General features: G+C 71.7%; 22 protein-coding genes. 9 read left to right on the top strand and 13 right to left on the bottom strand.

What is annotated here, in order from left to right; genetic code table 11:
* The first annotated feature begins 106 nt into the window (after nucleotides 1-106).
* The gene (locus Q9R20_RS09120) at nucleotides 107-1,678 is read left to right on the top strand and encodes a dGTP triphosphohydrolase (RefSeq protein ID WP_311249052.1); all 1,572 of its coding nucleotides are present in this window, start codon (nucleotides 107-109) and stop codon (nucleotides 1,676-1,678) included.
* Nucleotides 1,679-2,270: 592 nt separating this feature from the next.
* Here the strand turns inward: Q9R20_RS09120 and araA are convergent.
* The 4 genes from araA to Q9R20_RS09100 form a co-directional block, all read right to left on the bottom strand.
* Entirely contained in the window at nucleotides 2,271-3,782 is a 1,512-nt protein-coding gene (gene araA, locus Q9R20_RS09115; RefSeq protein WP_311249051.1) for an L-arabinose isomerase, read from the bottom strand.
* Nucleotides 3,783-3,799: 17 nt separating this feature from the next.
* A complete protein-coding gene (locus tag Q9R20_RS09110; RefSeq protein ID WP_311249050.1) occupies nucleotides 3,800-5,371 on the bottom strand; it encodes an FGGY-family carbohydrate kinase in 1,572 nt (523 codons plus the stop codon).
* Entirely contained in the window at nucleotides 5,368-6,084 is a 717-nt protein-coding gene (locus Q9R20_RS09105) for an L-ribulose-5-phosphate 4-epimerase (protein WP_311249049.1), read from the bottom strand. Before Q9R20_RS09105 ends, Q9R20_RS09110 begins: the two co-directional genes overlap by 4 nt.
* Before the next feature lie 302 nt (nucleotides 6,085-6,386).
* On the bottom strand, nucleotides 6,387-7,352 hold the full coding sequence (locus Q9R20_RS09100) for a LacI family DNA-binding transcriptional regulator (RefSeq protein ID WP_311249048.1): 966 nt from the start codon (nucleotides 7,350-7,352) through the stop codon (nucleotides 6,387-6,389).
* Between the two features lie 107 nt (nucleotides 7,353-7,459).
* Between Q9R20_RS09100 and Q9R20_RS09095 the strand changes: the two genes are divergently transcribed.
* Nucleotides 7,460-8,455 carry a hypothetical protein gene (locus Q9R20_RS09095; protein ID WP_311249047.1) on the top strand — a complete coding sequence of 332 codons (996 nt, stop codon included), beginning with the start codon at nucleotides 7,460-7,462 and terminating at the stop codon, nucleotides 8,453-8,455.
* Here Q9R20_RS09095 and Q9R20_RS09090 read toward each other — a convergent pair.
* The 4 genes from Q9R20_RS09090 to Q9R20_RS09075 form a co-directional block, all read right to left on the bottom strand.
* Nucleotides 8,431-8,580 (bottom strand): hypothetical protein, encoded by a 150-nt coding sequence (locus Q9R20_RS09090; protein WP_311249046.1) that lies wholly within the window; start codon nucleotides 8,578-8,580, stop codon nucleotides 8,431-8,433. The two genes, Q9R20_RS09095 and Q9R20_RS09090, sit on opposite strands and share 25 nt — an antisense overlap.
* Nucleotides 8,581-8,697: 117 nt before the next feature.
* On the bottom strand, nucleotides 8,698-10,089 hold the full coding sequence (gene xylB, locus Q9R20_RS09085) for a xylulokinase (protein WP_311249045.1): 1,392 nt from the start codon (nucleotides 10,087-10,089) through the stop codon (nucleotides 8,698-8,700).
* A gap of 638 nt (nucleotides 10,090-10,727) precedes the next feature.
* On the bottom strand, nucleotides 10,728-11,915 hold the full coding sequence (xylA, locus tag Q9R20_RS09080; protein WP_311249044.1) for a xylose isomerase: 1,188 nt from the start codon (nucleotides 11,913-11,915) through the stop codon (nucleotides 10,728-10,730).
* A gap of 106 nt (nucleotides 11,916-12,021) precedes the next feature.
* Nucleotides 12,022-12,507, bottom strand: coding sequence for a glutathione peroxidase (locus Q9R20_RS09075; protein ID WP_311249043.1), 486 nt, complete (start codon nucleotides 12,505-12,507; stop codon nucleotides 12,022-12,024).
* A 67-nt stretch (nucleotides 12,508-12,574) separates the two neighbouring features.
* Here Q9R20_RS09075 and Q9R20_RS09070 point away from each other — a divergent pair, with 67 nt between their 5' ends.
* Both Q9R20_RS09070 and Q9R20_RS09065 read left to right on the top strand, forming a co-directional pair.
* Nucleotides 12,575-13,735 carry an ROK family transcriptional regulator gene (locus Q9R20_RS09070; protein WP_311249042.1) on the top strand — a complete coding sequence of 387 codons (1,161 nt, stop codon included), beginning with the start codon at nucleotides 12,575-12,577 and terminating at the stop codon, nucleotides 13,733-13,735.
* Nucleotides 13,736-13,941: 206 nt separating this feature from the next.
* Nucleotides 13,942-15,189, top strand: a complete 1,248-nt coding sequence (locus Q9R20_RS09065; RefSeq protein WP_311249041.1) for a D-arabinono-1,4-lactone oxidase — start codon at nucleotides 13,942-13,944, stop codon at nucleotides 15,187-15,189.
* A gap of 161 nt (nucleotides 15,190-15,350) precedes the next feature.
* On the opposite strand, the gene Q9R20_RS09060 is transcribed toward Q9R20_RS09065, so the two are convergent.
* Nucleotides 15,351-16,079 (bottom strand): SDR family oxidoreductase, encoded by a 729-nt coding sequence (locus Q9R20_RS09060; protein ID WP_311249040.1) that lies wholly within the window; start codon nucleotides 16,077-16,079, stop codon nucleotides 15,351-15,353.
* 234 nt (nucleotides 16,080-16,313) lie between these two features.
* Here Q9R20_RS09060 and Q9R20_RS09055 point away from each other — a divergent pair, with 234 nt between their 5' ends.
* The 5 genes from Q9R20_RS09055 (at nucleotide 16,314) to Q9R20_RS09035 (ending at nucleotide 21,583) form a co-directional block, all read left to right on the top strand.
* Complete coding sequence (locus tag Q9R20_RS09055) at nucleotides 16,314-17,003, top strand: nucleoside/nucleotide kinase family protein (protein ID WP_311249039.1); 690 nt, start codon at nucleotides 16,314-16,316, stop codon at nucleotides 17,001-17,003.
* Nucleotides 17,000-17,776, top strand: coding sequence for an ATP-binding cassette domain-containing protein (locus Q9R20_RS09050; RefSeq protein WP_311249038.1), 777 nt, complete (start codon nucleotides 17,000-17,002; stop codon nucleotides 17,774-17,776). Before Q9R20_RS09055 ends, Q9R20_RS09050 begins: the two co-directional genes overlap by 4 nt.
* The gene (locus Q9R20_RS09045; protein ID WP_311249037.1) at nucleotides 17,773-18,858 is read left to right on the top strand and encodes an ABC transporter permease; all 1,086 of its coding nucleotides are present in this window, start codon (nucleotides 17,773-17,775) and stop codon (nucleotides 18,856-18,858) included. The genes Q9R20_RS09050 and Q9R20_RS09045 overlap by 4 nt, the downstream gene beginning before the upstream one ends.
* A gap of 62 nt (nucleotides 18,859-18,920) precedes the next feature.
* Nucleotides 18,921-19,910 carry an ABC transporter substrate-binding protein gene (locus tag Q9R20_RS09040; protein WP_311249447.1) on the top strand — a complete coding sequence of 330 codons (990 nt, stop codon included), beginning with the start codon at nucleotides 18,921-18,923 and terminating at the stop codon, nucleotides 19,908-19,910.
* A 212-nt stretch (nucleotides 19,911-20,122) separates the two neighbouring features.
* Nucleotides 20,123-21,583: a mannitol dehydrogenase family protein gene (locus tag Q9R20_RS09035; RefSeq protein ID WP_311249036.1), complete on the top strand. Its 1,461-nt coding sequence runs from the start codon at nucleotides 20,123-20,125 to the stop codon at nucleotides 21,581-21,583.
* A gap of 19 nt (nucleotides 21,584-21,602) precedes the next feature.
* Here Q9R20_RS09035 and Q9R20_RS09030 read toward each other — a convergent pair whose 3' ends face one another.
* Genes Q9R20_RS09030 through Q9R20_RS09015 form a run of 4 tightly spaced genes read right to left on the bottom strand, consistent with a single transcriptional unit; the run spans nucleotide 21,603 to nucleotide 24,667 of the window.
* Nucleotides 21,603-22,739 (bottom strand): alpha/beta hydrolase, encoded by a 1,137-nt coding sequence (locus Q9R20_RS09030; protein ID WP_311249035.1) that lies wholly within the window; start codon nucleotides 22,737-22,739, stop codon nucleotides 21,603-21,605.
* Nucleotides 22,736-23,662, bottom strand: a complete 927-nt coding sequence (locus Q9R20_RS09025; RefSeq protein ID WP_311249034.1) for a hypothetical protein — start codon at nucleotides 23,660-23,662, stop codon at nucleotides 22,736-22,738. The genes Q9R20_RS09030 and Q9R20_RS09025 overlap by 4 nt, the downstream gene beginning before the upstream one ends.
* Nucleotides 23,656-24,117, bottom strand: a complete 462-nt coding sequence (locus tag Q9R20_RS09020; RefSeq protein ID WP_311249033.1) for a hypothetical protein — start codon at nucleotides 24,115-24,117, stop codon at nucleotides 23,656-23,658. Before Q9R20_RS09020 ends, Q9R20_RS09025 begins: the two co-directional genes overlap by 7 nt.
* A 22-nt stretch (nucleotides 24,118-24,139) precedes the next feature.
* On the bottom strand, nucleotides 24,140-24,667 hold the full coding sequence (locus Q9R20_RS09015; protein ID WP_311249032.1) for a hypothetical protein: 528 nt from the start codon (nucleotides 24,665-24,667) through the stop codon (nucleotides 24,140-24,142).
* Nucleotides 24,668-24,723: the final 56 nt, after the last annotated feature.

Raw genomic sequence — 24,723 nt, 5'->3', positions numbered from 1 at the left:
TTCGGCAGGTCCGGGGCATTCGGGCGGGGCCGAGGGGCGCCCGGTGAACGCCGGCCGCAACCCGCGTTAGCGTGGACCCACGCCATCGACGCCGCGGAAGGACCCGATGACCCTGCACGACGAGACCGCTCCCCCGGCCACCGACGCGCGCTCGGCCGCCGCCGCCGAGGCGTCGCGGCCCGCCATCGGCGACGTCGTCGGCAACGCGGCATCCCGGATCCACCCCGACCACGACGACGCCCGCGCCGACCCGTGGTCGATCGATCTCGAGCGCATCCAGTTCTCGCCGTACTTCTCGCGGCTGTCGGCCGTGACGCAGGTGGTGTCGCCGTCGATCGGCGGGGCGCCGGTGCACAACCGCCTCACCCACACGCTCAAGGTCAGCGCTATCGCCCGGGTCGTCGCCCTGCAGCTCAACACCCGCTCGCGCCAGGCCGGAGAGGGCGACGTGTGCAACGCCACGGTCGTCGAGGCCGCGGCCTACGCCCACGACCTCGGCCACCCGCCCTTCGGACACCTCGGCGAAGCCACCCTCGACCGCCTCGCGCGCACCGAGCTGGGCCTGCCCGACGGCTTCGAGGGCAACGCGCAGACCTACCGCATCCTCACGGCCCTCGACGTGATCGAGAACGCCCCCCGCGGACTCAACCTCACCGCCGCGGTGCGCGCGGCCTCGGCGAAGTACCCGTGGGCTCCGTCGGTCGAGGCGGCCGACGTGGAGCGGACCGGCCCGCCGCGCGGCATCCGTCGCTCCCCCGACGGCGCCTACCGCGTGCACAAGTACTCGGCGTACGACATCGATCTCGACGATCTGACCCAGGCCCGGACGGGGGTGGATGCCGAGCCCCTGCGCCAGAGCATCGAGGGCGCTGTGATGGATCTGGCCGACGACATCGCCTACTCGGTGCACGACGTCGACGACTTCTACCGCGCGGGGATCCTCGACCACGCGCCGATCGCGGCGGAGTTCCGCGGCTGGCTCGACGACGTGCTCGAGTGGCGCGAGCGCGACGACGCCGAGGTGCGCGCCGAACTGCAGCCCGGAGCGGGACTCGAGCGCCTGCGCCGCAAGATGCGCCGCGACGACCCGTGGATCGCCGACGACGAAGCCTTCCTCGCCGCCGTCAGCGACGTGGATGCCGAGATGGTCACCGATCTGCTCGCGCGCCCGTTCGACGGGTCGCTGACCGCCGAGCGCCGGCTCGCAGCCTTCACCGATCGCTGGATCCGCCGGTTTCAGGAGTCGGCGCAGCTGCGCCCCCTGGACACGCCCCGCGCCGGTCCCGTCGTGCTCTCGCCGTGGGCCTGGCACCACGTCGAGGTGCTGAAGTTCGTGCACAAGCGCTTCGTGCTGAGCCGCCCCGACCTGGCGATCCAGCAGCGCGGCATGAGCCGGATCCTCGCGCGCTCGGTGCGCGCACTCGGCGAGTGGCTCGACGACGACCTCGACCGCGCCCGCACGCCCCGCCGCTTGCGCGAGCTCATCGCGCTGGCGCGGGAGCAGTACGCGACCCTCCCCGCCGAGCGTCGCCCCTCGGATGCCGAGGTCGAGACGCTCGCGCGCTCCCGCGGAATCGTCGACTACGTGGCATCCCTCACCGATTCGCAGGCGTTCGCGCTGTCGGAGGCGATCTCTGGTCGCGCCGACCGCCTGTGGGCGCTGGGGCAGCGCCTGTAGTCCTGCCCGGGCGCGTTCTGCCGTTCGGGGTGGGCGCTGCCGTTGACTCATCACCCTGGGAACCGCGCATTCTGGGACACACCCCTGCCGGAAGTGGGACATGGACACAGCACCGGATGCCACGGCATCCATGTCCCAGAAGGTGCGGGCTGAGCACCCCTCATGCAGCACAACTTGGGACACGCCCCCGTCGAAAGTGGGACAAGGACACAGCACCGGATGCCGCGCCATCCATGTCCCAAAAGGTGCGGGCTGAGCACCCGCGAACCGCACAATCTGGGACACGCACCCACCGAAAGCGGGACGGGGACACAACACCGGATGCCGCGGCATTCGTGTCCCGAAAAGTGCGGGCTGAGCACCCGCGAACCGCACAATCTGGGACACGCCCCGCGGAAGGCGGGACACAGGCCCCGCCGCCCGAGACCCCGGCGGGAACGAAGAGTGCCCCGACCCGAAACAGCCCACCGCTGCCGGGGTCGGGGCACGATCCGAGCGCCGGAGATCCGGCGGCCCGGCGCGCGTCCCGAGCGAACAGGACACGCGAGTGCCGCGTCACCCCGGGGCAGTGCGGCGCCCGGGGTGACGGGTCTTACAGGCCCTGGGCCAGGCGGTAGTACGCCTGGTTCCAGCGCAATTCGCTCTGGAAACCGCGGACCGTGGTGTCGTCGTCGATGACGACGAGCTCGGTCTTGGCGATCTCCGCGAAGTCGCGGAACACCTCGATGCCCACGGCCGTCGTCATGACGGTGTGGTGGGCGGCACCCGCGGCGAGCCAGCAGCCGGCCGAGGTCGCGAAGTCGGGGGCGGGCTTCCACACGGCGCGGCCCACGGGGAGCTTCGGCAGATCGGGGGCGTCGACGTTCTCGACGACGTTGGCCACCAGGCGGAAGCGGTCGCGCATGTCACTCATCGCGACGACGAGGGCGGGACCGGCGTCGGCGGTGAAGACCAGGCGCACCGGGTCGTCCTTGCCGCCGATGCCCAGCTCGTGGATCTCGAGGCGCGGCTTCTTCGTCGTGAGCGAGGGCGAGACCTCGAGCATGTGGGCGCCGAGGATCCGCTCCGAGCCGGGGACGAGGTCGTAGGTGTAGTCCTCCATGAGCGAGGCGCCGCCGGGCAGGCCCGCGCCCATGACGTTCGCGACGCGCACGAGGATCGCCGTCTTCCAGTCGCCCTCGGCGCCGAAGCCGTAGCCCTCGGCCATGAGGCGCTGCACCGCGAGACCGGGCAGCTGCTTGAGCGCGCCGAGGTCTTCGAACGAGGTGGTGAAGGCACCGAAGCCGCCCTCCTCGAGGAAGGAGCGCAAACCCAGCTCGATCGCCGCGCCGTCGCGCAGCGACTGGTGGCGCGCGCCGCCCGGAAGCAGCTCGTCGACGACGTCGTAGCTGTCGACGTACTCCTGCACGAGCGCGTCGACATCGGCATCCGATGCCTGCTCGACGGCCTCGACGAGCTCGTTGACGCCCCACGTGTTGACCTGCACGCCGAAACGCAGCTCGGCCTCGGTCTTGTCGCCCTCGGTGACGGCGACGAAGCGCATGTTGTCACCGAAGCGGGCGAGCTTGAGCGTGCGGGCGGCGGTCCAGCCGGCGGCGGCGCGCTCCCAGTCCTCGATCTGCTGACGCACGGCCGGGTTCGACACGTGGCCGACGACCGTCTTGCGCGAGACGCCGAGACGCGTCTGGATGTACCCGAACTCGCGATCGCCGTGGGCGGCCTGGTTGAGGTTCATGAAGTCGAAGTCGATGTCGTTCCACGGCAGCTCGACGTTGGCCTGCGTGTGCAGGTGCAGCAGCGGCTTCTGCAGGGCGTCGAGCCCTGCGATCCACATCTTCGCGGGGCTGAAGGTGTGCATCCACGCGATCACGCCGATGACGTCGTCGCGGCCGTTGATCTCGAGCGCCATGCGGCGGATGCTGTCGGAGTCCTTCAGCACGGGCTTCCAGACGACCTTCACGGGCAGGCCGTTCAGGCCCTCGACGACGGCCTGCGACTGCTCGGCGACCTGCTTCAGTGTCTCTTCGCCGTAGAGGTTCTGGCTGCCGGTGACGAACCAGACCTCGTAGCCGTCGAGGTCGTTCTTGAGGGGAGTGCGAGTCATGTTCTTTCCTGTCGTTCTCAGAGGGATGCCACGGCGGCGGCCTCGACGGCGAGGCCCGCGCGGTAACGGTCGAGGTAGGTCGAGAACCCGGCGACGTCGGCCGGGTCGGGGTCGGCGGTCACGATCGGCGCATCGGCGAAGATCGCCTCGCGCAGGTACGTGTCGAGGTCACGGCCCTGGCCGTCGGCGACGTACGCTGCGAGCACCGCGATGCCCCACGCGCCGCCCTCGGACGCCGTCTCGGCGACCGCGACGGGCGCGTCGAGCGCCGCCGCGAGGAAGCGCTGGGCGACCCCGGCCGTGCGGAACATGCCGCCGTGCGCGTACATCTTGTCGAGCTGCACGCCCTCGCTGTGGAGCACGTCCATGCCGAGAGCGAGCGTGCCGAAGACGCCGTAGAGCTGCGCGCGCATGAAGTTCGGCAACGTCAGGCGACTGTCCGGCGTGCGCACGACGAGCGGGCGGCCCTCGTCGAGGCCCGCGATGGGCTCCCCGGCGAGGTGGTTGTAGGCGAGCAGCCCTCCGGCGTCGGCTTCCCCCCCGAGCGCGGCGGAGAAGAGCGCCGCGTAGGTGGCATCCGGGGTCACCGGCGATCCGGCGGCGGCGGCGAACGCGGTGAACATGTTCGCCCACGCGGCCAGCTCGCTCGCGCCGTTGTTGCAGTGCACCATCGCGACCGCGTCGCCCGAGGGCGTCGTGACGAGGTCGAGCTCGTGGTGCACCTGGCTGAGCGGACGCTCGAGCACGACCATCGCGAAGATGCTCGTACCGGCGCTGACGTTTCCGGTGCGGGGCGCGACGGCGCAGGTCGCGACCATGCCGGTGCCCGCGTCGCCCTCGGGAGGAGCGAAGGGGATGCCGGGACGCAGTGTTCCACTCGGGTCGAGCAGCTGAGCCCCCTCGGCGGTCAGGTTCCCGGCGGAGGTGCCGGCGACGAGCGACTGCGGGAGGAGGTCCTTCAGCGCGGGGACGCGGCCGGCGGCGAGCGCGTCGTACCGGGCGACGAGTTCGGCGTCGTAGTCGCGGGTGGCGGAGTCGATGGGGAACATGCCCGAGGCGTCCCCCACGCCGAGCACCTTCTCGCCCGTCAGCTTCCAGTGCACGTAGCCCGCGAGGGTGGTGAGGAAGCGGATCTCGGGCACGTGCGGCTCGGCGTCGACGACGGCCTGGTGCAGGTGCGCGATCGACCAGCGCAACGGGATGTTCACGCCCAGCAGCTCGGTGAGCTCGGCCGCGGCGACACCGGTGTTCGTGTTGCGCCACGTGCGGAAGGGGGCGAGCAGCTCACCCTCGGCGTCGAACGCGAGGTAGCCGTGCATCATCGCCGAGACGCCCATCGCGGCGTAGCGCTCGGGGGTGACGCCATGGGTCTTCTCGACATTCGCGACCAGCTCGGCATAGGCGGCCTGCAGGCCCGACCACACGGCATCCAGGGAGTAGGTCCAGAGCTTGTCGGCGTAGACGTTCTCCCACTCGTGGGAGCCGACCGCGAGCACCTCGGCGTCGGGACCGATGAGGCAAGCCTTGATGCGGGTCGAGCCGAGCTCGATGCCGAGGCTCGCGCGGCCTTCGGTGATGTGGGCGTTCATCGGCGGTCGTCCGTGCTCTGTCCGTAGACGTTCTGGTAGCGGTTGTAGAGGGCGTCGATCTTGTCCTGCGGGATCGGGATGAGCGGGCCGGCCTCGCGCGCGATGTGCACGGTGCGGGCCACGTCCTCGAGCATGACGGCGGCCTTCACGGCGTCCTTCGCGCTCGCGCCGATCGTGAAGGGACCGTGGTTCTGCATGATGACGCCGCGCGAGCGGTGGCCGCGCAGGGTCTCGACGATGCCGCGGCCGATCGAGTCGTCGCCGATGATCGCGAAGGGGCCGACCGGGATGGGGCCGCCGAACTCGTCGGCCATCGCGGTGATGACGCAGGGGATCTCTTCTCCCCGGGCAGCCCACGCGACGCCGTAGGTCGAGTGGGTGTGCACGACACCGCCCACCTCGGGCATGTTGCGGTACACGTAGGCGTGGGCCGCGGTGTCGCTCGAGGGGCTCCGCTCGGACCCGGGGGTGCCGGGGATGGCGTTGCCGTCGAGGTCGCAGAGGATCATGTTCTCGGGCGCCAGGTCGTCGTACGAGACGCCGGACGGCTTGATGACGAAGAGATCGGCGCCGGGCACGCGGCCGGAGACGTTGCCGCCGGTCCAGACGATGAGGTTGTAGCGCACGAGCTCGGCGTGCAGCTTCGCGACGTCGGCGCGGACGGCGTCGATCGCCTCCTGCACCTCGGGCGTGAACGTGGCGGCATCGGACACGCGTGTCTCCTTCGACGGTGGTTCGGGTGGTGGGGCGCGGCGCCCTCGGGTCGTAATGTTACCGGTAACATCCCGGTTCCGCGAGGGGCGGTTCGGCGGCGGGTTGGGCGGGCGCGGCCTGGGCGCCGGGGCGGGCGCCGGGCGGCGGGCGCCGGGCTCACACGATCCGCACGAGACGACACGCTCCGGTGCCGCAGCATCGTGTGGCCTCGTGCGGATCGTGTGATCTCGGCATCCAGCGGCGTGCGCGCCGCCGACCCGCGCCGGGCGCTGAGCCGCAGGCGGCACCGACCGGGGCGACCTCAGGCCGGCGCGGCCGTCGATTCGCGGACGACCAGCACCGGCGCCGCGGGCACGTCGGCGGCGTCGCCGAGCACCGCGGCCACTGCGTACTCCGCCTCGCCCTCGACGTCCAGTCGCACCGTCGTGAGCGCGGGCGTGTAGAACGCGGCATCCGGGTTGTCATCGAACCCGGTGACCGACGCGTCGGCGGGCACCTCCACGCCCCGGACGGCGAGGCCGGCGATCAGCCCGAGGGCCATCTGATCGTTGGCGACGGCGACGGCCGTGGCCCCCGCGGCGATGCGCGCGGCGACCGCGTCGGCGACGGCGGATCCCGAGGCGGCGCTCCAGTCCCCCTCGACGCGATCGACGAGGTCGAGTCCTCGACGGGTCACGGCGTCGGCGACGCCGGCGGTGCGGGCGAGGGCCTCGCGCCAGTCGGAGGGCCCCGCGAGCTCGACGATCGAGCGATGTCCGAGGTCCGCGAGATGATCCACGACGAGGGCGGCCGCATCGCGCTGGCGGATCCCGGATTCGCCGTACAACGGCACGATCGGCACGTCGTACCCCTCGAGAGGAGCAGCCCCGTGCGCCGCGACCAGCACGATCCCGTCGACGCCCTGATCGAGCAGGTGCCGCACCGCGGCGTCGATGTCGGCCGGGTCGTCCGAGTCCGTGTAGGCGGTCGAGATCCACCGCCCGCGCGTCCGCGCCGCCCGCTCGAGAGCGGCGATCCCCGCCGAGGGCCCGTGCAGGACGGCATCGGATGCCACGACCCCCACCGTGCGCGTCAGGCTCGTGCCGAGCGCCCGCGCGGCGTTGTTCACGCGGTAGTCGAGGTCGGTGACCGCGGCGAGAACGCGTTCGCGCGTGCTCTCGCGGATGCCGGCGTAGCCGTTCAACACGCGCGAGACGGTCTGCGTGGACACACCTGCGGCGGCCGCGACCTCGCGCACGCCGATGCGTTTGCCCGCCACCTCGCTCATGGTCCCTCACAGTAGCGCCGCGCGGAGCGCGCGACGTCGGGTCGGGGTGCGTGGACGCGCGCGCAACCCCCTCGGCGATCGAGCCCCGCCCGGGGTGCCATGTGGGCATGACCTCGGGCACCGGCATCCCCCCTCTTCCGCGAGCGCCGATCGCGCGCCTGATCGGGACCGCTCTGGCCCGGGTCTTCGCGGTGGGGCAGCGCCTGCGTCCGCCGCGTCCGATCCACAGCCGCGGTGTCGTGCTCAGCGGCACGATCGCGTGGATACCGGATGCCGAGAGCTCGGGCATCGCGTGGATCGACCGTTCGCCCGGGCACCCGGTGCCCGTCGTGGCCCGCGTCTCGCGGTCGGTGGGGCTTCCCGCTCCGCTGCCCGACGTGATCGGGCTGGCTCTGCGGACGGAGACGGGCGGGCGGCCGGTCGACCTCGAGCTCGCTTCGACGGGCCGGAGTTTCCCCGCCCGCTTCGCCCTGCTCCTGCATCGACGGGCGGAGCGCGCGACGCTCGGCGCCCTGTTCCCGTATCGGGGGCCGCGCGGTCCGGTCCTCCTCGCGGCGCGCACGCATCACGGTCGGCCTCCGGCGACCGATCCGCGCGAGCTCGATCCCGCGGACGACACCTCGTGGACGCTCATCCTCGCGCACGCCACGGCGCGGGGGCCGTGGCATCCGTTCGCCCGGGTCGAGCTACGGCTCGACCTCGACCAGGACGACCGGGGTCTGCGCTTCGACGCCGTGCGACATGCGCTCCCCGGGGCACGCGCGTACGCCTGGGTTCGGGCGGCGCGGCAGCCGTCGTACGTCGAGGTGCAGCCGCGCGCAGCGGAGCTCCGGATGCCGCGATCGACGCGCTCGGAGGCGGAGGAGCGGATGCCGCGGCGGACAGGCCAGCAGGGGCCCGGCGCCGAGCGGAGGCCCCGTGCGGTACTCGCGCCGCCCTGCGGTGCGGAAACACCGTGCGGCACTGCGGGGAGAGCCGTGCGGCACTGCGCCACCCTGCCGCGCGGGGCTCCCCGGCCGCACGCAAGCCCCTGCGACGCTGACCCACCTGGCCGCGCGGAAACCCGTGCGACGCCGGTTCACCCGGAAGCGGCGGGAACGTAGCGCGGGAGGCCGTCCGCCTCGCCGTCACGCACCCACGTCAGCCCCTCCGCCTCGAGGAGCTCGGCGGGATCGTCCACGTCGAGGTCGCGCTGGAGCGAGGGGGCGTCGAGGCGGATTTTGACCATGGCGCGACGCTACGAACCAGCCGACGGAACGGCCAGGCCGTTGACATCTGGGACGTGGGATCGCTCCCGCGAAGAGCCCGCCGACGCCCCCCTTACAAAGCGCCGACGGGCCCGGTCCTACTCTGTCGCACGCCGCGCGGCGATGGCATCGTAATTTCTACGGATTTCCGGGCGGTGGTCGGACTCGACGGCGCGCGTCGTGGCGACGGTCCACTCCACCGGACCGCCGGCGAGCACACCCGCCGCCTGGCGCGCGGCCCCGAGCGCCACATATTCCCCCGCCGCCGGCACCACGATCTCGGCGTCGAACACCTGCGCCGCGATGCGCGCCACGCCCTCGTTCGCCGCCGCACCGCCGATCAGCAGGATCCGGTGCACCTCCACGCCCTGCTCCTGGATGGCCTCCAGCCCCACCGCGAGGCCGCTCAGCATCCCCTCGATCGCCGCGCGCGCGAGGTTGGGACGGTTCGTGGATGCCAGCGTCAGGCCGCTCAGCGAAGCCGTGGCGTCGGGCAGGTTCGGTGTGCGCTCCCCCTCGAACCACGGCACGAGGACGACGCCGCCCGCCCCCGGCCCCGCCTCTAGCGCCAGCGCGCCGAGGTCGTCGTGGGACACCCCGAGCAGATTCGCCAGGGCGTCGAGGACCCGGGCCGCGTTGAGCGTCGCCACGAGCGGGAGGAACCGGCCCGTGGCATCCGCGAATCCGGCGACGGTGCCCGTGGTGTCACGGGTGGGCGCATCGGCTACCGCGAACACGGTGCCCGAGGTGCCCAGCGACACGACGACGTCGCCCACGCCTGCGCCGAGTCCGAGAGCCGCGCCGGCGTTGTCGCCCGCGCCCGGGCCCACCAGCGCTCCCCCCGGCAGCGCGCCGGCGCTCTCCCACGGGCCGAGCACGCGCGGCAGCACCGCGTCGTGTCCGAGGGCGCGGCGGAACAGGTCGAGGTCGTAGCCGTCGGCGCCCCAGTACGCGGTCCCCGAGGCATCGGAACGGTCGGTGACGAGCTCCTCGAGTACGGCGTTGCCGGGTCCGAAGCCGCGCAGACGCCAGGTGAGCCAGTCGTGCGGGAGCGCGACGGCGGCGACCCGGGCGGCGTTGTCGGGCTCGGCGTCGCGCAGCCACCGCAGCTTCGTGCCGGTGAAGGACGCGACCGGGACAGCCCCGGTCCGCTCCGCGTACTCGGCGGCGCCGACCTCCTCGATGAGGTCGCGCGCGGCCTGGGCCGAACGCGTGTCGTTCCACAGCAGCGCGTCGCGGATCACCGCGCCGTCCGCGTCGATCGCGACCATGCCGTGCTGCTGACCGGCGATGGAGACCGCCGCGATGTCGTCGAGGCCGCCCGCCTGCCCGATGGCATCCTGAAGCGCGACCCACCACGCCTCCGGATCGACGGAGGTGCCGGCCGGGTGCGACGCGCGCCCCTCGCGCACCACGCGCCCGGTCTCGGCGTCGACGACGACGACCTTGCACGACTGCGTCGACGAATCGACTCCCATGACGAGCGCCATGCTCTGCCCTTCTGATCTTGTTGCTGCGAGTCGGGGGCGCGTGCCCCCTCTTGGCGTCGAGTGTCCAGGAAACGCCGTATCCGCCGCATCCGTTGCGGCGTGTCGTGGACGCTCGACCGGTGGGATGCCGCCCGCGCGGGGTGGCGACGCCGGGTGAGTGTCCAGAACACCCGGGGACTTTTCGCGAGCGTCCGGGTGTCTTGGACACTCGAGGGAGATGCGGCCGATCCCGGGACGGGACCGCAGGCGGCGGCCCATACCGGGGCGGGAGATGTCGAGGTGTCCGGGAAACGCCGCCCCGGGGTCTCCCCTCTCGGCGTGTCCTGGACACTCGACAGGTGCGGTGCGGTGCGGGCCCCGGCCCCGGCCCCGGCCCCACGGTCGAGTGTCCAAGACACCCGGAGAGATTCGAGGATCGTCCGGGTGTTCTGGACACTCAACGGGTGCGGTGCCGGCCCCGGCCCGGGCCCCACGGTTGAGCGTCGAAGACACCCGGAGAGATTCGGGAACCGTCCGGGTGTTTTGGGCACTCCGCGAAGCGCGACGCCGGGCCGGTCACGGCGCCGACGGGCGGGAGACGCCCGCACCGGCGGCGACCAGCCAGGGCCCGGATGCCACGGCATCCGGACCTACGAGGCTCAGCGCGCGCCGAGCAGGTGCTCGGTGGCGAGCTGCTGCAGACGGACGAAACCGAAGCCCTTGCCGCCGAGGTACGCGTCGGCGTCGAAGTCCTCGTAGGCCGAGCGGTCGGCGAGGAAGTCGTCGTAGGTCTCGCCCTCGTTCAGCGTCGGCTGCGACAGCTCGAACACCTTGGCGGCCTCGAGCGCCTCCTGCACCTCGGGGTCGGCGCGGAAGGCCGCGGCGCGCTCCTTGAGCAGCAGGTAGGTGTTCATGTTGGCCGAGACCGAGTCCCAGACGCCCGTCTCGTCCTCGGTGCGCGAGGGCTTGTAGTCGAAGTGACGGGGGCCGTCGTACGCGGGGACGCCGCCGGGGCCGCCGTTCTCGAGCAGGTCGACCAGGGCGAAGGCGTTGTGCAGGTCGCCGTGGCCGAAGACGAGGTCCTGGTCGTACTTGATGCCGCGCTGACCGTTGAGGTCGATGTGGAAGAGCTTGCCGTGGTACAGCGCCTGGGCGATGCCCGCGGCGAAGTTCAGGCCCGCCATCTGCTCGTGCCCGACCTCGGGGTTCAGGCCCACGAGCTCGGGACGCTCGAGCGAGTCGATGAACGCGATCGCGTGACCGAGGGTCGGCAGCAGGATGTCGCCGCGCGGCTCGTTGGGCTTCGGCTCGATCGCGAAGCGGATGTCGTAGCCCTTGTCGGTGACGTAGTCGCCGAGCAGGTTGACAGCCTCGCGGTAGCGCTCCAGCGCCTGGCGGATGTCTTTCGCGGAGTCGTACTCGGCGCCCTCGCGGCCGCCCCACATGACGAACGTCTTCGCGCCGAGCTCGGCGGCGAGGTCGAGGTTGCGCAGCACCTTGCGCAGCGCGAAGCGGCGCACCTGGCGGTCGTTCGAGGTGAAACCGCCGTCCTTGAAGACGGGGGCCGAGAAGAGGTTGGTGGTGACCATCGGGGTGACGATGCCCGTGTCCGTCATCGCACCCTTGAGGCGGTCGATCTGCGTCTGACGCTCGGCGTCGGTGGAGCCGAACGCGAACAGATCGTCGTCGTGGAAGGTCAAGCCGTAGGCGCCGAGCTCGGCGAGCTTCTCGACGACGTGGACCACGTCGAGGGGCTTGCGGGTGGGGCCGCCGAAGGGGTCGGTGCCGTTGTAGCCGACGGTCCAGAGACCGAACGAGAACTTGTCGTCGCGGGTGGGGGTGGGCATTCCTGCTCCTTCGCATGGACGCGCGCGTGCACCGGGGTGCACATCGGGTTTGTTGGTGCTCACAACATATACCCCGGATGCCGCGGCGTCCAGCAGAAGCCGGAAGTCAGCGCGGAAGCGCGTCCTCGATCGCGGCGATGACCTCGGGGGCGTCGGGCTGCGTGCGCGGGCTGAAGCGCGTGACCCGGCCGTCGGGGGCGACGACGAACTTCTCGAAGTTCCAGGAGATGCGGCCCGTCTTGCCCTCGGCATCCGGGGTCGTCGTCAACTCCTTGTACAGCGGGTGGGCGTTGCGCCCGTTGATCTTCACCTTCTCGGACATGGGGAAGGTCACGCCCCACGTGGCGGAGCAGTACTCGGCGATCTTGTCCTCGTCGCTGAGCTCCTGCAGGAACTGATTGCTGGGGAAGCCGATCACCGTGAACCCGCGATCGCCGTAGGTCTTGTGCAGCGCCTCGAGGGTCTCGTACTGGCCCGCGAGGCCGCAGCGCGAGGCGACGTTCACGACGAGGGCCGCCTTGCCGTCGGTCAGCGCACCGAAGGTCGTCTGCTCGCCGCGGATGGTCGTGATGGGGATGCCGGAGAGGTCCATACGCCGATCCTGGCACCGTCGCATCTGCCCGGGGTGGGAATCGGCTCAGCCGTGGCACAGTGGTCGGATGGTCACCGCGGGCAGTCGAGGCGACGGCATGCGCCGCGCCAACCTGTCGCTCGTGCTGCGCACCGTGCACCGGGAGGGTCCGCGCACGCGCGCCGCGCTCACCGAGACCACGGGCCTGAACCGGTCGACGATCGCCGATCTCGTCGGCGAACTGCAGCGCGCGGGGCTCGTCGTCGAACGCGCGTCCGAGGCGCAGGGCCGGGTGGGGCGTCCCTCCCCGATCGTCGAGCCCGACCCCCGCGTCGTGGCGATCGCGGTCAACCCCGAGGTCGACGCCCTCGACCTCGGGGCGGTCGCCCTCGACGGCACGATCGTCGCGCGGGAACGCCTCGAGCAGACGGCCCTGCTCACCCCGGAGCGCACGGCCGAGCTGGTCGGCATCCATCTCGATCGGTGGCGCAGCGGTGTTCTCGCCGAGGCGCGCCTGATCGGTGTGGGCGTCGCGGTGCCGGGCCCCGTGCGGGCGTCCGACGGCCTCGTACGCGAGGCCCCCCACCTCGGATGGCAGGACGCTCCCCTGGCGGATCTTGTGACGGATGCCACGGGCCTCGCCGCCCACGTCGCCAACGACGCGACGCTCGGCGCGGTCGCCGAGCACCTCTTCGGCGCCGCGCGCGGGGCGCACGACGTCGTCTACCTCAACGGCGGAGCCAGCGGTATCGGCGGTGCCGTGATCGTCGGCGGGACCCCGCTGGGAGGTGCGGGCGGGTACGCCGGGGAGTTCGGCCAGAACCGTCCCGGCATCGCCGAACCGGGCGATCGACGCGCCGCGGACGGCGTCCTGGAGGACGAGGTGAGCAGGGCGTTGCTGCTCGACGTCGTCGGCGGGGCGCTGCGCGACGACACCGCTCTCGCAGCGGCCCTCGCCCGCAGCACCGACGCCGCGGTGCGGGCCGAGACCGACCGGCAGCGGCGCATCCTCGCGACCGCTCTCGCCAACGCGGCGAACGTCATGAATCCCGCGGTGATCGTCCTGGGCGGCTTCCTCGCCGCCCTCGCCGAGCTCGACCTCGACGGCCTCGACCGGGCCGTCCGCGCGCAGACGGTCCCCGCCTGCGCCGAGGGGCTCCGGCTGGCCGTCGCCGAACTCGGCGAGAACCGCCTGCTGGTCGGGGCCGCGGAGGCCGCCTTCGAGGCCGCGCTGTTCCCGACGCGCTGAGAGGCGGCGCGCGGGGCCGGGGCCGGGGCCGGGGACGGGGCCGGGGACGGGGCCGGCGGCGGAGGGGAATCGGGCGGCGGAGGGCGCTGTGCGCTCCGGCATCCTCCCTGCGCGGATTCCCCTCCCCTCGCCGCCGCCGTCGTCCCGGCTCGACCCCGATGTCGGTGGGGCAGGGCAGGATGGAGCCGTCGATGCGAGGAGAACCGATGACCGAGACACGTGCCGCCGGAGCCACCTGGTCGGGCAACCACCGCTACCGCGCCACCGAGGTGCAGCTGCCCGCCGACCTCGACGAGCTCGCCGAGGTCGTGGCATCCGCCGATTCCCTGCGCGTGCAGGCGACGCGCCACACCTTCAACGACATCGCCGACGCCGAGTCCGCGCTCGTCTCGCTCGAGCGTCTTCCCGTGCGCGTCGAGATCGACGGCGACCGCGCGCGCGTCGAAGGCCTGGTCACCTTCGCCGAGCTCGCCCCCGTCCTCGAGGCCGAGGGGCGCGCGCTGCACAATCTCGGCTCGCTGCCCCACATCTCGGTCGCCGGCGCGACCGCAACGGGCACCCACGGCTCGGGCATCGGCAACGGCAACCTCTCCAGCGCGGTCCGCGCCGTCGAGCTGATGGATGCCGACGGCCGCACGCACCGCATCGATCAGGAGCACGAGTGGTTCGGCGCCGCCGCCCTCAGTCTGGGCGCTCTCGGGGTCGTCACCGCCCTCGAGCTGCAGACCGAACCGACCTACGAGGTCACGCAGCAGGCCTACACCGGTGTCGCCTGGGACGACATCGTCAGCGACATCGAGGGGGTACTGGGCGGCTCGCGCAGCGTGAGCGTCTTCACCACGTGGGGCGACCCGGAGCACGACCTCGTATGGGCCAAGAGCGACATCGGCGCCCCGTCGTGGGTCGAGGAGCTCGGCGGGCGGCCGGTCGGCGACGACATCCACCTCGGTCGCATCCGCACCGTCGACAACACCACCCCGCGCGGCACCGCGGGGCCGTGGCACACGCGTCTGCCCCACTTCCGTGCCGACGCGCTGCCGAGCGACGGCGACGAGATCCAGAGCGAGTACTTCGTGCCGCTCGTCGACGCACGGGAGGCCCTGGCGGCCGTTCGCGCCCTCTCGGCGGCCTTCGACGACCAGCTCCTCGTCACCGAGTTGCGCACCGTCGCGGCCGACGAGCTGTGGCTGAGTCCGGCGTACCGGCGCGACGTGCTCGCGATCCACTTCACCTGGCGCAACGACACCGACGGCGTGCTCGCGGCGCTTCCCGCGATCGAGCAGGCCCTGGCGCCCTTCGATGTCCGTCCCCACTGGGGCAAGGCGTTCACCCTGCCGGGGGAGCGGATCCGCGCGACGCTCCCCCGCGTCGACGACTTCCTCGCCATCGCAGGCGAGGCCGACCCGCGGGGCGTGTTCCGCAACGACTACCTCCGGCGGACGCTGAGCCTCTGACGTCGAGCACGGGCGAAGGTCCGTGAGCCGGCCGAAGGAGCCGATACCCGCGCGACGCGGGGAGGCTTCGACAGGCTCAGCCACCTCGGCGCCAGGTCCCCTCGCGCCGGACCGAGGAAGCGACGCCGCCCACCGCGGCGCCGCCACCGCGGCATCCGGGATCAGCGGCTGGAGTAGCCGCCGTCGATCGGAAGCGAGACACCGGAGATCATGCCGGCGCCGTCGCTGAGCAGGAACACGATCGGGGCCGCGATGTCGTCCTCGGTGGCCCACTTGTGCAGCGGCATCGCCTCGAGGAAGGGGCCCTCGATGTCGGGGCGGCCCCAGTACCAGGCCGACATGGGCGTCATGACGACCGTGGGGTTCACGCTGTTCACGCGGATGCCGTAGCCGCCGAGCTCGAGGGCCGAGACGCGCGTGATGTTGTCGAGGGCGGCCTTCGACGAGCCGTACGAGATGTGGCCGGTGAGGGCGACGAGGCTCGCCTGGCTCGAGACGTTGACGATTGCGCCGCCCTTGCCGACGCGGATCATCTCGCGCGAGGCGTACTTGGTCACCAGCAGGGAGCCTCGGGCGTTGATGCTCATGACCTTGTCGAAGACGTCGATGTCGGTCTCCATGGGGGTCGCGATCTCACCGCCCCAGCCTCCGCAGTTGACGACGCCGAAGAGGTCGCGGCCCTCGATCGCGCTGCGGATCTCGTCCTCGGACTCGAGGTCGAAGACGACGGGCTCGGCGCCCGTCTCCTCGGCGATCGCGGCGACGCTGTCGGCGGTGCGCCCGGCGGCGAGGACGGTCGCCCCGGCGGCGACGAGGTGTCGCACGGTCGCCCCGCCGATGCCGCCACCGGCGCCGGTGACGAGGATGGTGCGGTCGGTGAATTCGGTCATGGAGAGCTCTTTCGGGGGCTTCGAGGTCGAGGACGACGGCGGTGTCGTCGCGGCCCATGATAACCACAGAATCACGCGGATGACTTCGGTGTCATGACGAATTGGTCTCGAGTGTTGACACCGGTGTCACGGTGGGCTTACCGTAACCGGAGTTCGACCGGCGAGCCCTTCGCCGGAACCGCTTCATCGACGCAGCACTCCGACGTGCGGCGTCCCCGGAAGGACCACACCGCCGTGACCCCCACCTCGGAGAACGCCGCGCCGACCACCGCCGCGACCGTGCACCTCGACGACCTCGTCGACCGTGCACGGCAGCTGGTCGCGACCGGCGAGCGCCGCGTCCTGGGCCTGTGCGGAACCCCCGGCGCGGGCAAGTCCACCGTGAGCGACGCCCTGCTCGCCGCCCTCGGCGACGACGCGGTGCTGGTCGGCATGGACGGCTTCCACCTCGCGAACGAAGAACTCCTCCGCTTGGGCCGCCGCGACCGCAAGGGAGCTCCCGACACCTTCGACGTCGACGGGTACGTCGCCCTGCTCGATCGCATCCGGGCCGGGCACACCGTCTACGCTCCGCGCTTCGACCGCAGCCTCGAGGAGTCGATCGGTTCGGCGGTCCTCGTCCCCGCCGACGTCCCGCTCGTCATCACCGAGGGCAACTACCTGCTGCACGACGAGTTCGGGTGGGATGCCGTGGCCTCCCGCCTCGACGAGGTGTGGTTCCTCGACATCGAGGCGCACGCCCGCCGCGAGCGACTCATCGCCCGCCGCCTGTCCCACGACCACCCCCACGACGAGGCCGTCGCCTGGGTCCGCGAGGTCGACGAGCGCAATGCGCTCGTCGTCGAACGCGGACGCCACCGCGCCGATCTGATCGTCACCGTCTCCGATGCCCCCGTCGGCCCTCACGAAGGAGCTTCCTCATGAGCACCACCACGACCGTGCCCGTGCTGCAGGCGCGCGGCCTGTCGCGTCAGTTCGGTTCCGTCCGCGCCCTCAACAATGTGGACTTCGAGGTCTACCCCGGTGAGGTCACCGCCCTCATCGGCGACAACGGCGCCGGCAAGTCGACGCTCGTGAAAGCCCTGTCGGGCAACCTCGCCGTCGACGAGGGCGAGATCCTCTTCGACGGAAAGCCGATCGACATGTCGAACCCCCAGGTCGCCTCGAGCCTCGGCATCGAGACGGTGTATCAGGACCTCGCGCTCGCTCCGCACCTCGACCCGGTGCAGAACATGTACCTCGGCCGCGAGATCCGCCGCCCCGGCATCGCGGGCGCGCTCGGGTTCATGAAGACCAAGGACATGGCGAAGGCGTCCCGTGCCGCGTTCGACGAGCTCGGCGCGACGGTGCGCTCGCTCACCTCCCCGGTCGGCGAGATGTCGGGCGGTCAGCGCCAGGCCATCGCGATCGCCCGCGCGGTGCACTGGGCCTCGCGCGTGGTGTTCCTCGACGAGCCGACGGCCGCTCTCGGCGTGCGTCAGACGAAGAACGTGCTCGAGACCATCCGGCGCGTGCGCGACAAGGGCATCGCCGTCGTCTTCATCTCGCACTCGATGCCGCACGTCATCGACGTGTCGGACCGCATCCAGGTGCTGCGCCTGGGTACCCGCGTCGCGAACATCGACGCGAAGGACACCTCCATGGAAGAACTCGTCGGGCTCATGACCGGCGCCGTCACGAAGGACGACCAGAAGTGAGCCTCAAGACTCCCCCGACCGAGACCGTCGCGATCGGCACGTTCGACGACAACAAGAAGACCAACCCCGTCGCCGCGGTCCTGCGCACCCAGGCGTTCCAGATCCTCCTGGTGCTGCTGGCGATCATCATCGTCTTCAGCATCATCGCCCCCGAGTCGTTCGCCCAGTGGACGAACTTCCGCCTCATCATCCAGAACGCCTCGATCCTCGCCGTCCTGGCGGTGGGTATGACCTACGTCATCATCACCGCCGGTATCGACCTGTCGGTCGGCTCGGTGCTGGTGTTCTCCGGCGTCGTCTCCGCCCTCGTCATGCGGGCTCTGGGGGGCGAGGGCTGGGGCGTCGCGGTCGTCGGCATCGTCGTCGCGGTGCTCAGCGGCGTGTGCTGGGGTCTGCTGAACGGCTTCCTCATCGCGAAGGCGAAGATCCCGCCGCTCATCGTGACCCTCGGCTCGCTCGGTATGGCGCTGGGTCTCGCGCAGATCCTCACCGGCGGCGTCGACATCCGCGACGTGCCCACCGTGCTCACGGTCTCGATCGGCTACGGGAACGTCTTCGGATCCGTCCCGATCATCAGCGTCATCGCCCTGGTCGTCGTCGTGATCGGCGCGATCGTGCTGCACTTCACCCGCTTCGGCCTCTACACGCTGGCCGTGGGCTCGAGCGAGATCGCCGCCCGCCGGGTCGGCGTGAAGGTCGACGCGCAGCTGATCAAGATCTACACGATCTCCGGCGCCCTGGCCGGGCTCGGCGGCATCCTGTCGCTCTCGCAGTTCTCGACCACCGCGATCGCGGGGCAGTCGCAGACCAACCTCAACGTCATCGCCGCCGTCGTCATCGGCGGAACGTCGCTCTTCGGCGGCGTCGGCACGATCATGGGCACGGTCGTCGGCCTGTTCATCCCCGCGGTGCTGCAGAACGGCTTCGTCATCACCGGCGTGCAGCCCTTCTGGCAGCAGGTCGCCGTGGGCGCGGTGCTGATCGCGGCGGTGTACGTCGACCAGGTCCGCCGTACGGCCGCCACCCGCGGCAACTCGCAGGGCCTCTGGCGAAAGTTCCTCAGCGGAGGTCGGCGCGGCTGAGCCGCGGCGGCATCCCTTCCTCCAACCCCTTACCAACCCGACAACCAAGAACGGTGATCACGATGAAGTGGAACAAGAAGGCGACCGCACTGACGGTCTTCGGCATGGCGGCGACGCTGACCCTCGCGGGCTGCTCCGGCGGCTCGGCCTCGGGCGGCGCCTCCGGTGGCGCCGACGGCGGATACAAGATCGCGTTCGTGCAGGGCGTCGCCGGGGATGAGTTCTACATCTCCATGCAGTGCGGCATCCAGGCGGAGGCCGAGAAGGAGGGCGCCACGGTCACCACGCAGGGCCCCGAGAAGTTCGACCCCACCCTCCAGAAGCCCATCGTCGACGCCGTCGTCGCCTCGAAGCCCGACGCACTGCTCATCGCGCCCACCGATGTCTCGGCCATGCAGGCACCGATCGCCGCCGCCGAGGCCGCGGGTATCAAGGTCGTCCTCGTCGACACGACGCTCGAGGACCCCTCCGGTGCCGTGTCGCAGATCTCCAGCGACAACGAGGGCGGCGGCGCCGCGGCCTTCGAGGCCATCCAGAAGGCGAATCCCAACGGCGGCAAGGTGCTCGTCGTCTCCACCGATCCCGGTGTGTCCACCACCGACGCGCGCGCCCAGGGCTTCGAGGACGCCGTGAAGGAGGACAGCAAGTTCGAATCCGTCGGTGTGCAGTACTCGCACAACGAGCCGTCGACCGCCGCCGAGATCGTGACCGCCGCGCTGCAGAAGGACCCCGACATCGTGGGCATCTTCGCCGCGAACCTGTTCGCCGCCGAGGGCTCCGCCACCGGCGTGCAGCAGGCCGGCAAGCAGGGCCAGGTCACCATCGTCGGTTTCGACGCCGGCCCCGCCCAGGTCAAGGCCCTCGAAGCCGGCACCGTCCAGGCCCTCGTCGCCCAGGAGCCCGCCACCATCGGCTCTGACGGAGTGAAGCAGGCCATCGCCGCCCTCAAGGGCGAGGCCACCGAGGAGAAGATCCAGACCGGCTTCACCATCCTCACGAAGGACAACATCAACGGCGACGGCAAGGACGCGGTCTACAAGTCCTCCTGCTGACCCACCCCCCTCTCGCGTGAGGGGTCATCAACTGTCGCCTGGGACGCTCGCGGGCGACACCGAATGACCCCTCACGCGAGAGGAACACAGGATGTCGGGTCCCGGCATCCACCCCCCTTCCCTCCCCGCGTGAGTCGCCAGGATTTGTCGCTTCAGACCCCCTCGAAGCGACAAAAACTGGCGACTCACGCACAAGAATCCCGGAGCCCCGCATGACCGAACTCACCGCCGGCGCCCTCGCCACCCTCGACGGGCGCGTGTCCGTGCCGACGTACGACCGCGCGGCCGTGCGCTCGCGCATCGTGCATGTCGGGGTCGGCGGATTCCACCGGGCGCACGAGGCGATGTACCTCGACCGTCTGCTCGAGGCCGGTGACACCGAATGGGGCCTGTGCGGGGTCGGGGTCCTCTCCTTCGACGCCGCGATGCGCGACGCCCTCGCCGCCCAGGACGGCCTGTACACGCTCGTCACCACGGCCCCCGACGGCACCTCCACCGCCCGCGTGGTCGGCTCGATCGTGGAGTACCTCTTCGTCCCCGACGACCCCGAGGCCGTCGTCGCCAAGCTCGCCCACCCCGACACCGCGATCGTCTCGCTCACCATCACCGAGGGCGGCTACGGCATCGACGACGCCACGGGCGAGTACGCCCCGCGCGACGAGGCGACCCTCGCCGACCTCGACGGTTCCGCCTCCCCGCGCAGCGTCATGGGCCTGCTGACCGAGGGCCTGCGTCGGCGCCGGGATGCCGGCATCCCGGCCTTCACCGTCATGTCGTGCGACAACATCCAGGGCAACGGCCATGTCGCCCGCGCCGCGCTCCTCGGGTTCTCCGAGCGGCGGGATGCCGAGCTGTCGGCGTGGATCGCCGAGCACGTGTCGTTCCCCAACTCCATGGTCGACCGCATCACCCCCGTGACCACCGATGAGACGCGCGCCGCGGTCGCCGAGGAGTTCGGCATCCGGGACCTCTGGCCCGTGCGCAGCGAGTCCTTCGCGCAGTGGGTGCTCGAGGATGCGTTCCCGGCCGGTCGGCCGCCCTTCGACGAGGTCGGTGTGCAGCTCGTCGACGACGTCGAGCCGTACGAGCTCATGAAGCTGCGCTTGCTGAACGCCTCCCACCAGGCCATGAGCTACCTCGGCATTTTGTCGGGCGCGACCTACGTGCACGAGGTGTGCACCGATCCGCTCTTCGTCGGCTTCCTGCGCGGGTACATGCACGAGGAGGCGATCCCGACGCTGCGCCCGGTGCCGGGCATCGACCTCGACGCCTACTGCGACGAGCTCATCGCGCGCTTCGGCAGCGAGGCGATCCGCGACACCCTGGCACGCCAGGTCGTGGACGGCTCCGACCGCCTGCCCAAGTTCCTCCTCCCGGTGGTGCGCGAGCAGCTGACGACGGGCGGGCGGATCGATCATTCCGCTCTCGTGCTGGCGGGCTGGAGCGTGTTCCTGGAGGGTCGCACCGAGACCGGAGAGCCGACCCCCGCGGTCGACAGCCGCCTCGACGAGCTCCGCGCGATCATCGCCGACGATCCCGCAGCCCTGCTCGACTACGCGCCCGTGTTCGGCGACCTCGGCCAGGACGCGCGCCTGCGCGAGGCCTACCTGTCGGCCCGCGCGTCGCTCGCCGAGCGCGGTGCGCGCGGCGCCATCGCAGCGCTCAGGGCCTGATCACCTCGCGGCGTCCCCGTCACGCGCGGGGCAGGCCCCGCAGGAACCCGGTGATCGAGTCATGGAAGCGCTCGGGCTCCTGGTTGGCCTCGTTGCAGTGACCGGTGGCGTCGAACGCGACCAGCTCGGTTCCCGGATGCCGCTGGGCATAGGCCATTGAGCCCGAGAACGGCACCACGGGGTCGACACGGCTATGCACGATGAGGGTCGGCAGATCGGCGCCGGGGCGCGGCCCGTCGGCCCAGTTCAGGGCCCGCGCGTCGACCGCCTCGACGAGTCCGAGCGCGCGGGCACCGAGGCCGCTGCGCAGCACACGCATGGATGCCGCGGCGACGGTCCGCGGCAGGTGCGCGCCGACCACGGCGTTCTCGACCACGCGCGTCCAGTCCAGCGCTGGGGCCACCAATACGAGACCCGCGATGGCGTCGCGGTGCGCGGACTGCTCGAGGGCGAGCATCGCGATCGTCGCCCCCATCGACCACGCGACGAGCACGATCTCGCGCGCGCCCTGCTCGACGGCGTACCCGATGGCGTCGTCGACGTCGCGCCACTCGCGCGTGCCGAGGGAGGAGGGCAGAGCGTCGGCGGGCGCCGCCTCGTCGTCGCCGGCGTACGACACCACGAGCGACATCCACCCCGCGTCGACGGCGGCGGGCGCCGAGCGCAACGCGCCGTGCCGGCTGGAGCGCAGGCCGTGGACGTGGATGGTCCAGCGACCGTCGGCCGCGGCCTCGTCGCCGATGAGCCACGCGTCGGCCGTCCCCCCGCGGCGCAGCGGGATGACGACGTGCCGGGTGGGACCGACGTGCTCGGGCGACCCGACGCTCTGCGAGGTCCACGCCCCCGCCGCCGGTCCGTCGTCGACACCGCCGGGCCGTCTCTCCAGGGAGCGGACGATCCGGTCACCGTCGACCCGGACGGTCTCGCCGACGGTCAGGTGCGCACCGTCGTCGAGCCACAGCCCATAGGTGCCGGGCTGGCGGGAGTCGGGGGTGGCCGGCACCATCACGGTCTCGCCGTCGATCGTCACCGGCACATAGGTCTTCGGCGCACGCGGCGCGATCAGCCGACGGGCGACGTACCCGCCGAGCGCGGCGTGGGCGAGTGCGACGGTGGCGACGGCGACGCCGGCCCCGACGATCACCGGACGGATCATGATCGGACTCCCGAGGGTCGGCGGGTGAGATGCGCGTCGACGTCGTCGAGCAGGGTTCGCTCATCGGCGGTCAGAGGCGTGGCGGTGGCGATCGCATCGTCTTCGACCGCCACCCGGAGAGCGTGCAGTCGCGTGTCGGTCGCCGCCTCGTCGCCGACGGGCACGACCCCGTCGACGCCACGCTCGGCCGAGAGCGCCCGCAGCCGCCCGAGCAGGGCGTCGCCGCGGCGGCGGATGCGCGTCGCGGCGGAGGCGGCACGGAAGATCCCGACCACGAAGGCGACGACCCCTAGGTAGAACAGCGGATCGAACAGGGCGCTGACGACGCCGCTCGGCGCGAAGAAGCGCGCGAGGGTGAGGTCGAGGATCTCGCTGAGGCAGCCGAGGACGATCCCGACGGCACCGGCGCGGAAGAACCCGCGGACACCGGGCAGCGACCCTCGCGCCGAGCGGTACAGCAGCACCCCCACGAAGGCGATCCCCGCCATGTGCACCACGCCGTACAGCCAGGCCCCCGTGGAGGTCACGGCCGCGTCCTCGACGAAGCGGAACGACGACGGCCCCCGGTCGGGCAGGGCGACGAAGAACACGGTGGTGAACAGGATGCCGAGCACGAGCGGCATCCGCCACCGCAGGGTGTGCACGCGCGCCGACATCGGCGCGGTTCCCGCCTGGATGCCGAGCCACAACGACACCATCGTGAGGAGGTTCTGCACGAGCTTGAGGATGTTCGTTCCGCCGAGCAGCCCGTCGAGGACGGGGAGGGGGACGATCGTCCCCTGCGTGAGCAGCGCGATCGCGCCCACCAGCGCGGCCAGCCACGCGATGCGCGCCCGCGGCTGGCGCCACGCGGCGCGGGCGCGCAGCACCACGACGAGCAGCAGGCCGACGAGCGCCGCGTCGATGAGGACGACGGTCACCACGACGACTCCGCGACCCGCGGTCCCGCGTAGAGGATTCCCGCGATGCGGTGGGCGACGTGCTCGGCGACGAGCTCGGTCTCGCACGCGGGCGTCGTGAGGGCGGGGTTGTCGAACGGCGGGATCGAGGAGCGCTCCACCGGCACGCCGCTGCAGTGCGCGTCGTCGAGCAGGTGGCCCAGCTCGTGCGAGGCCGCGAACTGCCGGTACAGCAGCGGGTCGGCGGCCCGCACGTGGATGCGACCCTCGCGACGGTCGGCGAAGTACGTGAGGAAGCCGGTGAGGGTGCCCCACCCGGCCGTGTCGCTCTCGGCGATGATCCGCAGCCGCATGTCGAGCGCGCCCTCGACGGCGCGCACGACGTCGTCGAACGTCATGTGGTCCGAAAGTCCCGCTCGCGCGACGGCGCGGTCGGTGCGCGCGCGCACGCGCGTCATCATCTCGTCGGATGCCGTCACGGCCGCCGCCCCCGTCGGCCGTTCATGGGGAGGAGGGTCTCCCCCGTAGGGAATGGGCGATCGCCCGGAGTGCATCGGGCGACATCTCCCCCAGGGCGCGGAATTGGATGCTGCTCGCGCCGGCCTCGCGCATCGCGTCGCGCAGCTCGAGCTGGGCGTCGGTGCGGTCGGTCACGAGTTCGTCGGTGTGGTCGATGAGATAGTCGGCGGGAACGTCGCCCCAGTGGGCGATGAGGCGCAGCACCTCCTCGTCGAGCACGACGGTGTTCGTCGTGGCGCCGAGCAGCGTTCGCGCCGATTCGGCGAGCAGCGGGTCGATGCCGTCGAGGTGGTCGAGCAGGTCGTCGACGTCGGTGTCGCGGCTGGCGATGACCCGGCGCACGCGCCCCGCGATCGGATCGACCGGCACGCGCATCTCGACGCGCGGGGCGCTCTCGGGGCTGGCCACCTCTTCGGGGGTGACCCCCAGGGCGGCGGCGAGCGCCTCGATGTCGTTGGTGTTGTACGGCAGGGAGAAGCCCGCGCGCGACTGGTAGTAGCTCTTGGTCATTCCGGCGCGCTGAAGCAGCTCGCCGACGGTGAGACCTTTCGCTCTCCGTAGGCGGT

Origin of the sequence: Microbacterium sp. PRF11, assembly GCF_031844085.1 — a bacterium.
Taxonomy (GTDB): domain Bacteria; phylum Actinomycetota; class Actinomycetes; order Actinomycetales; family Microbacteriaceae; genus Microbacterium.
This window is presented reverse-complemented; position numbering and strand designations above follow the sequence as displayed.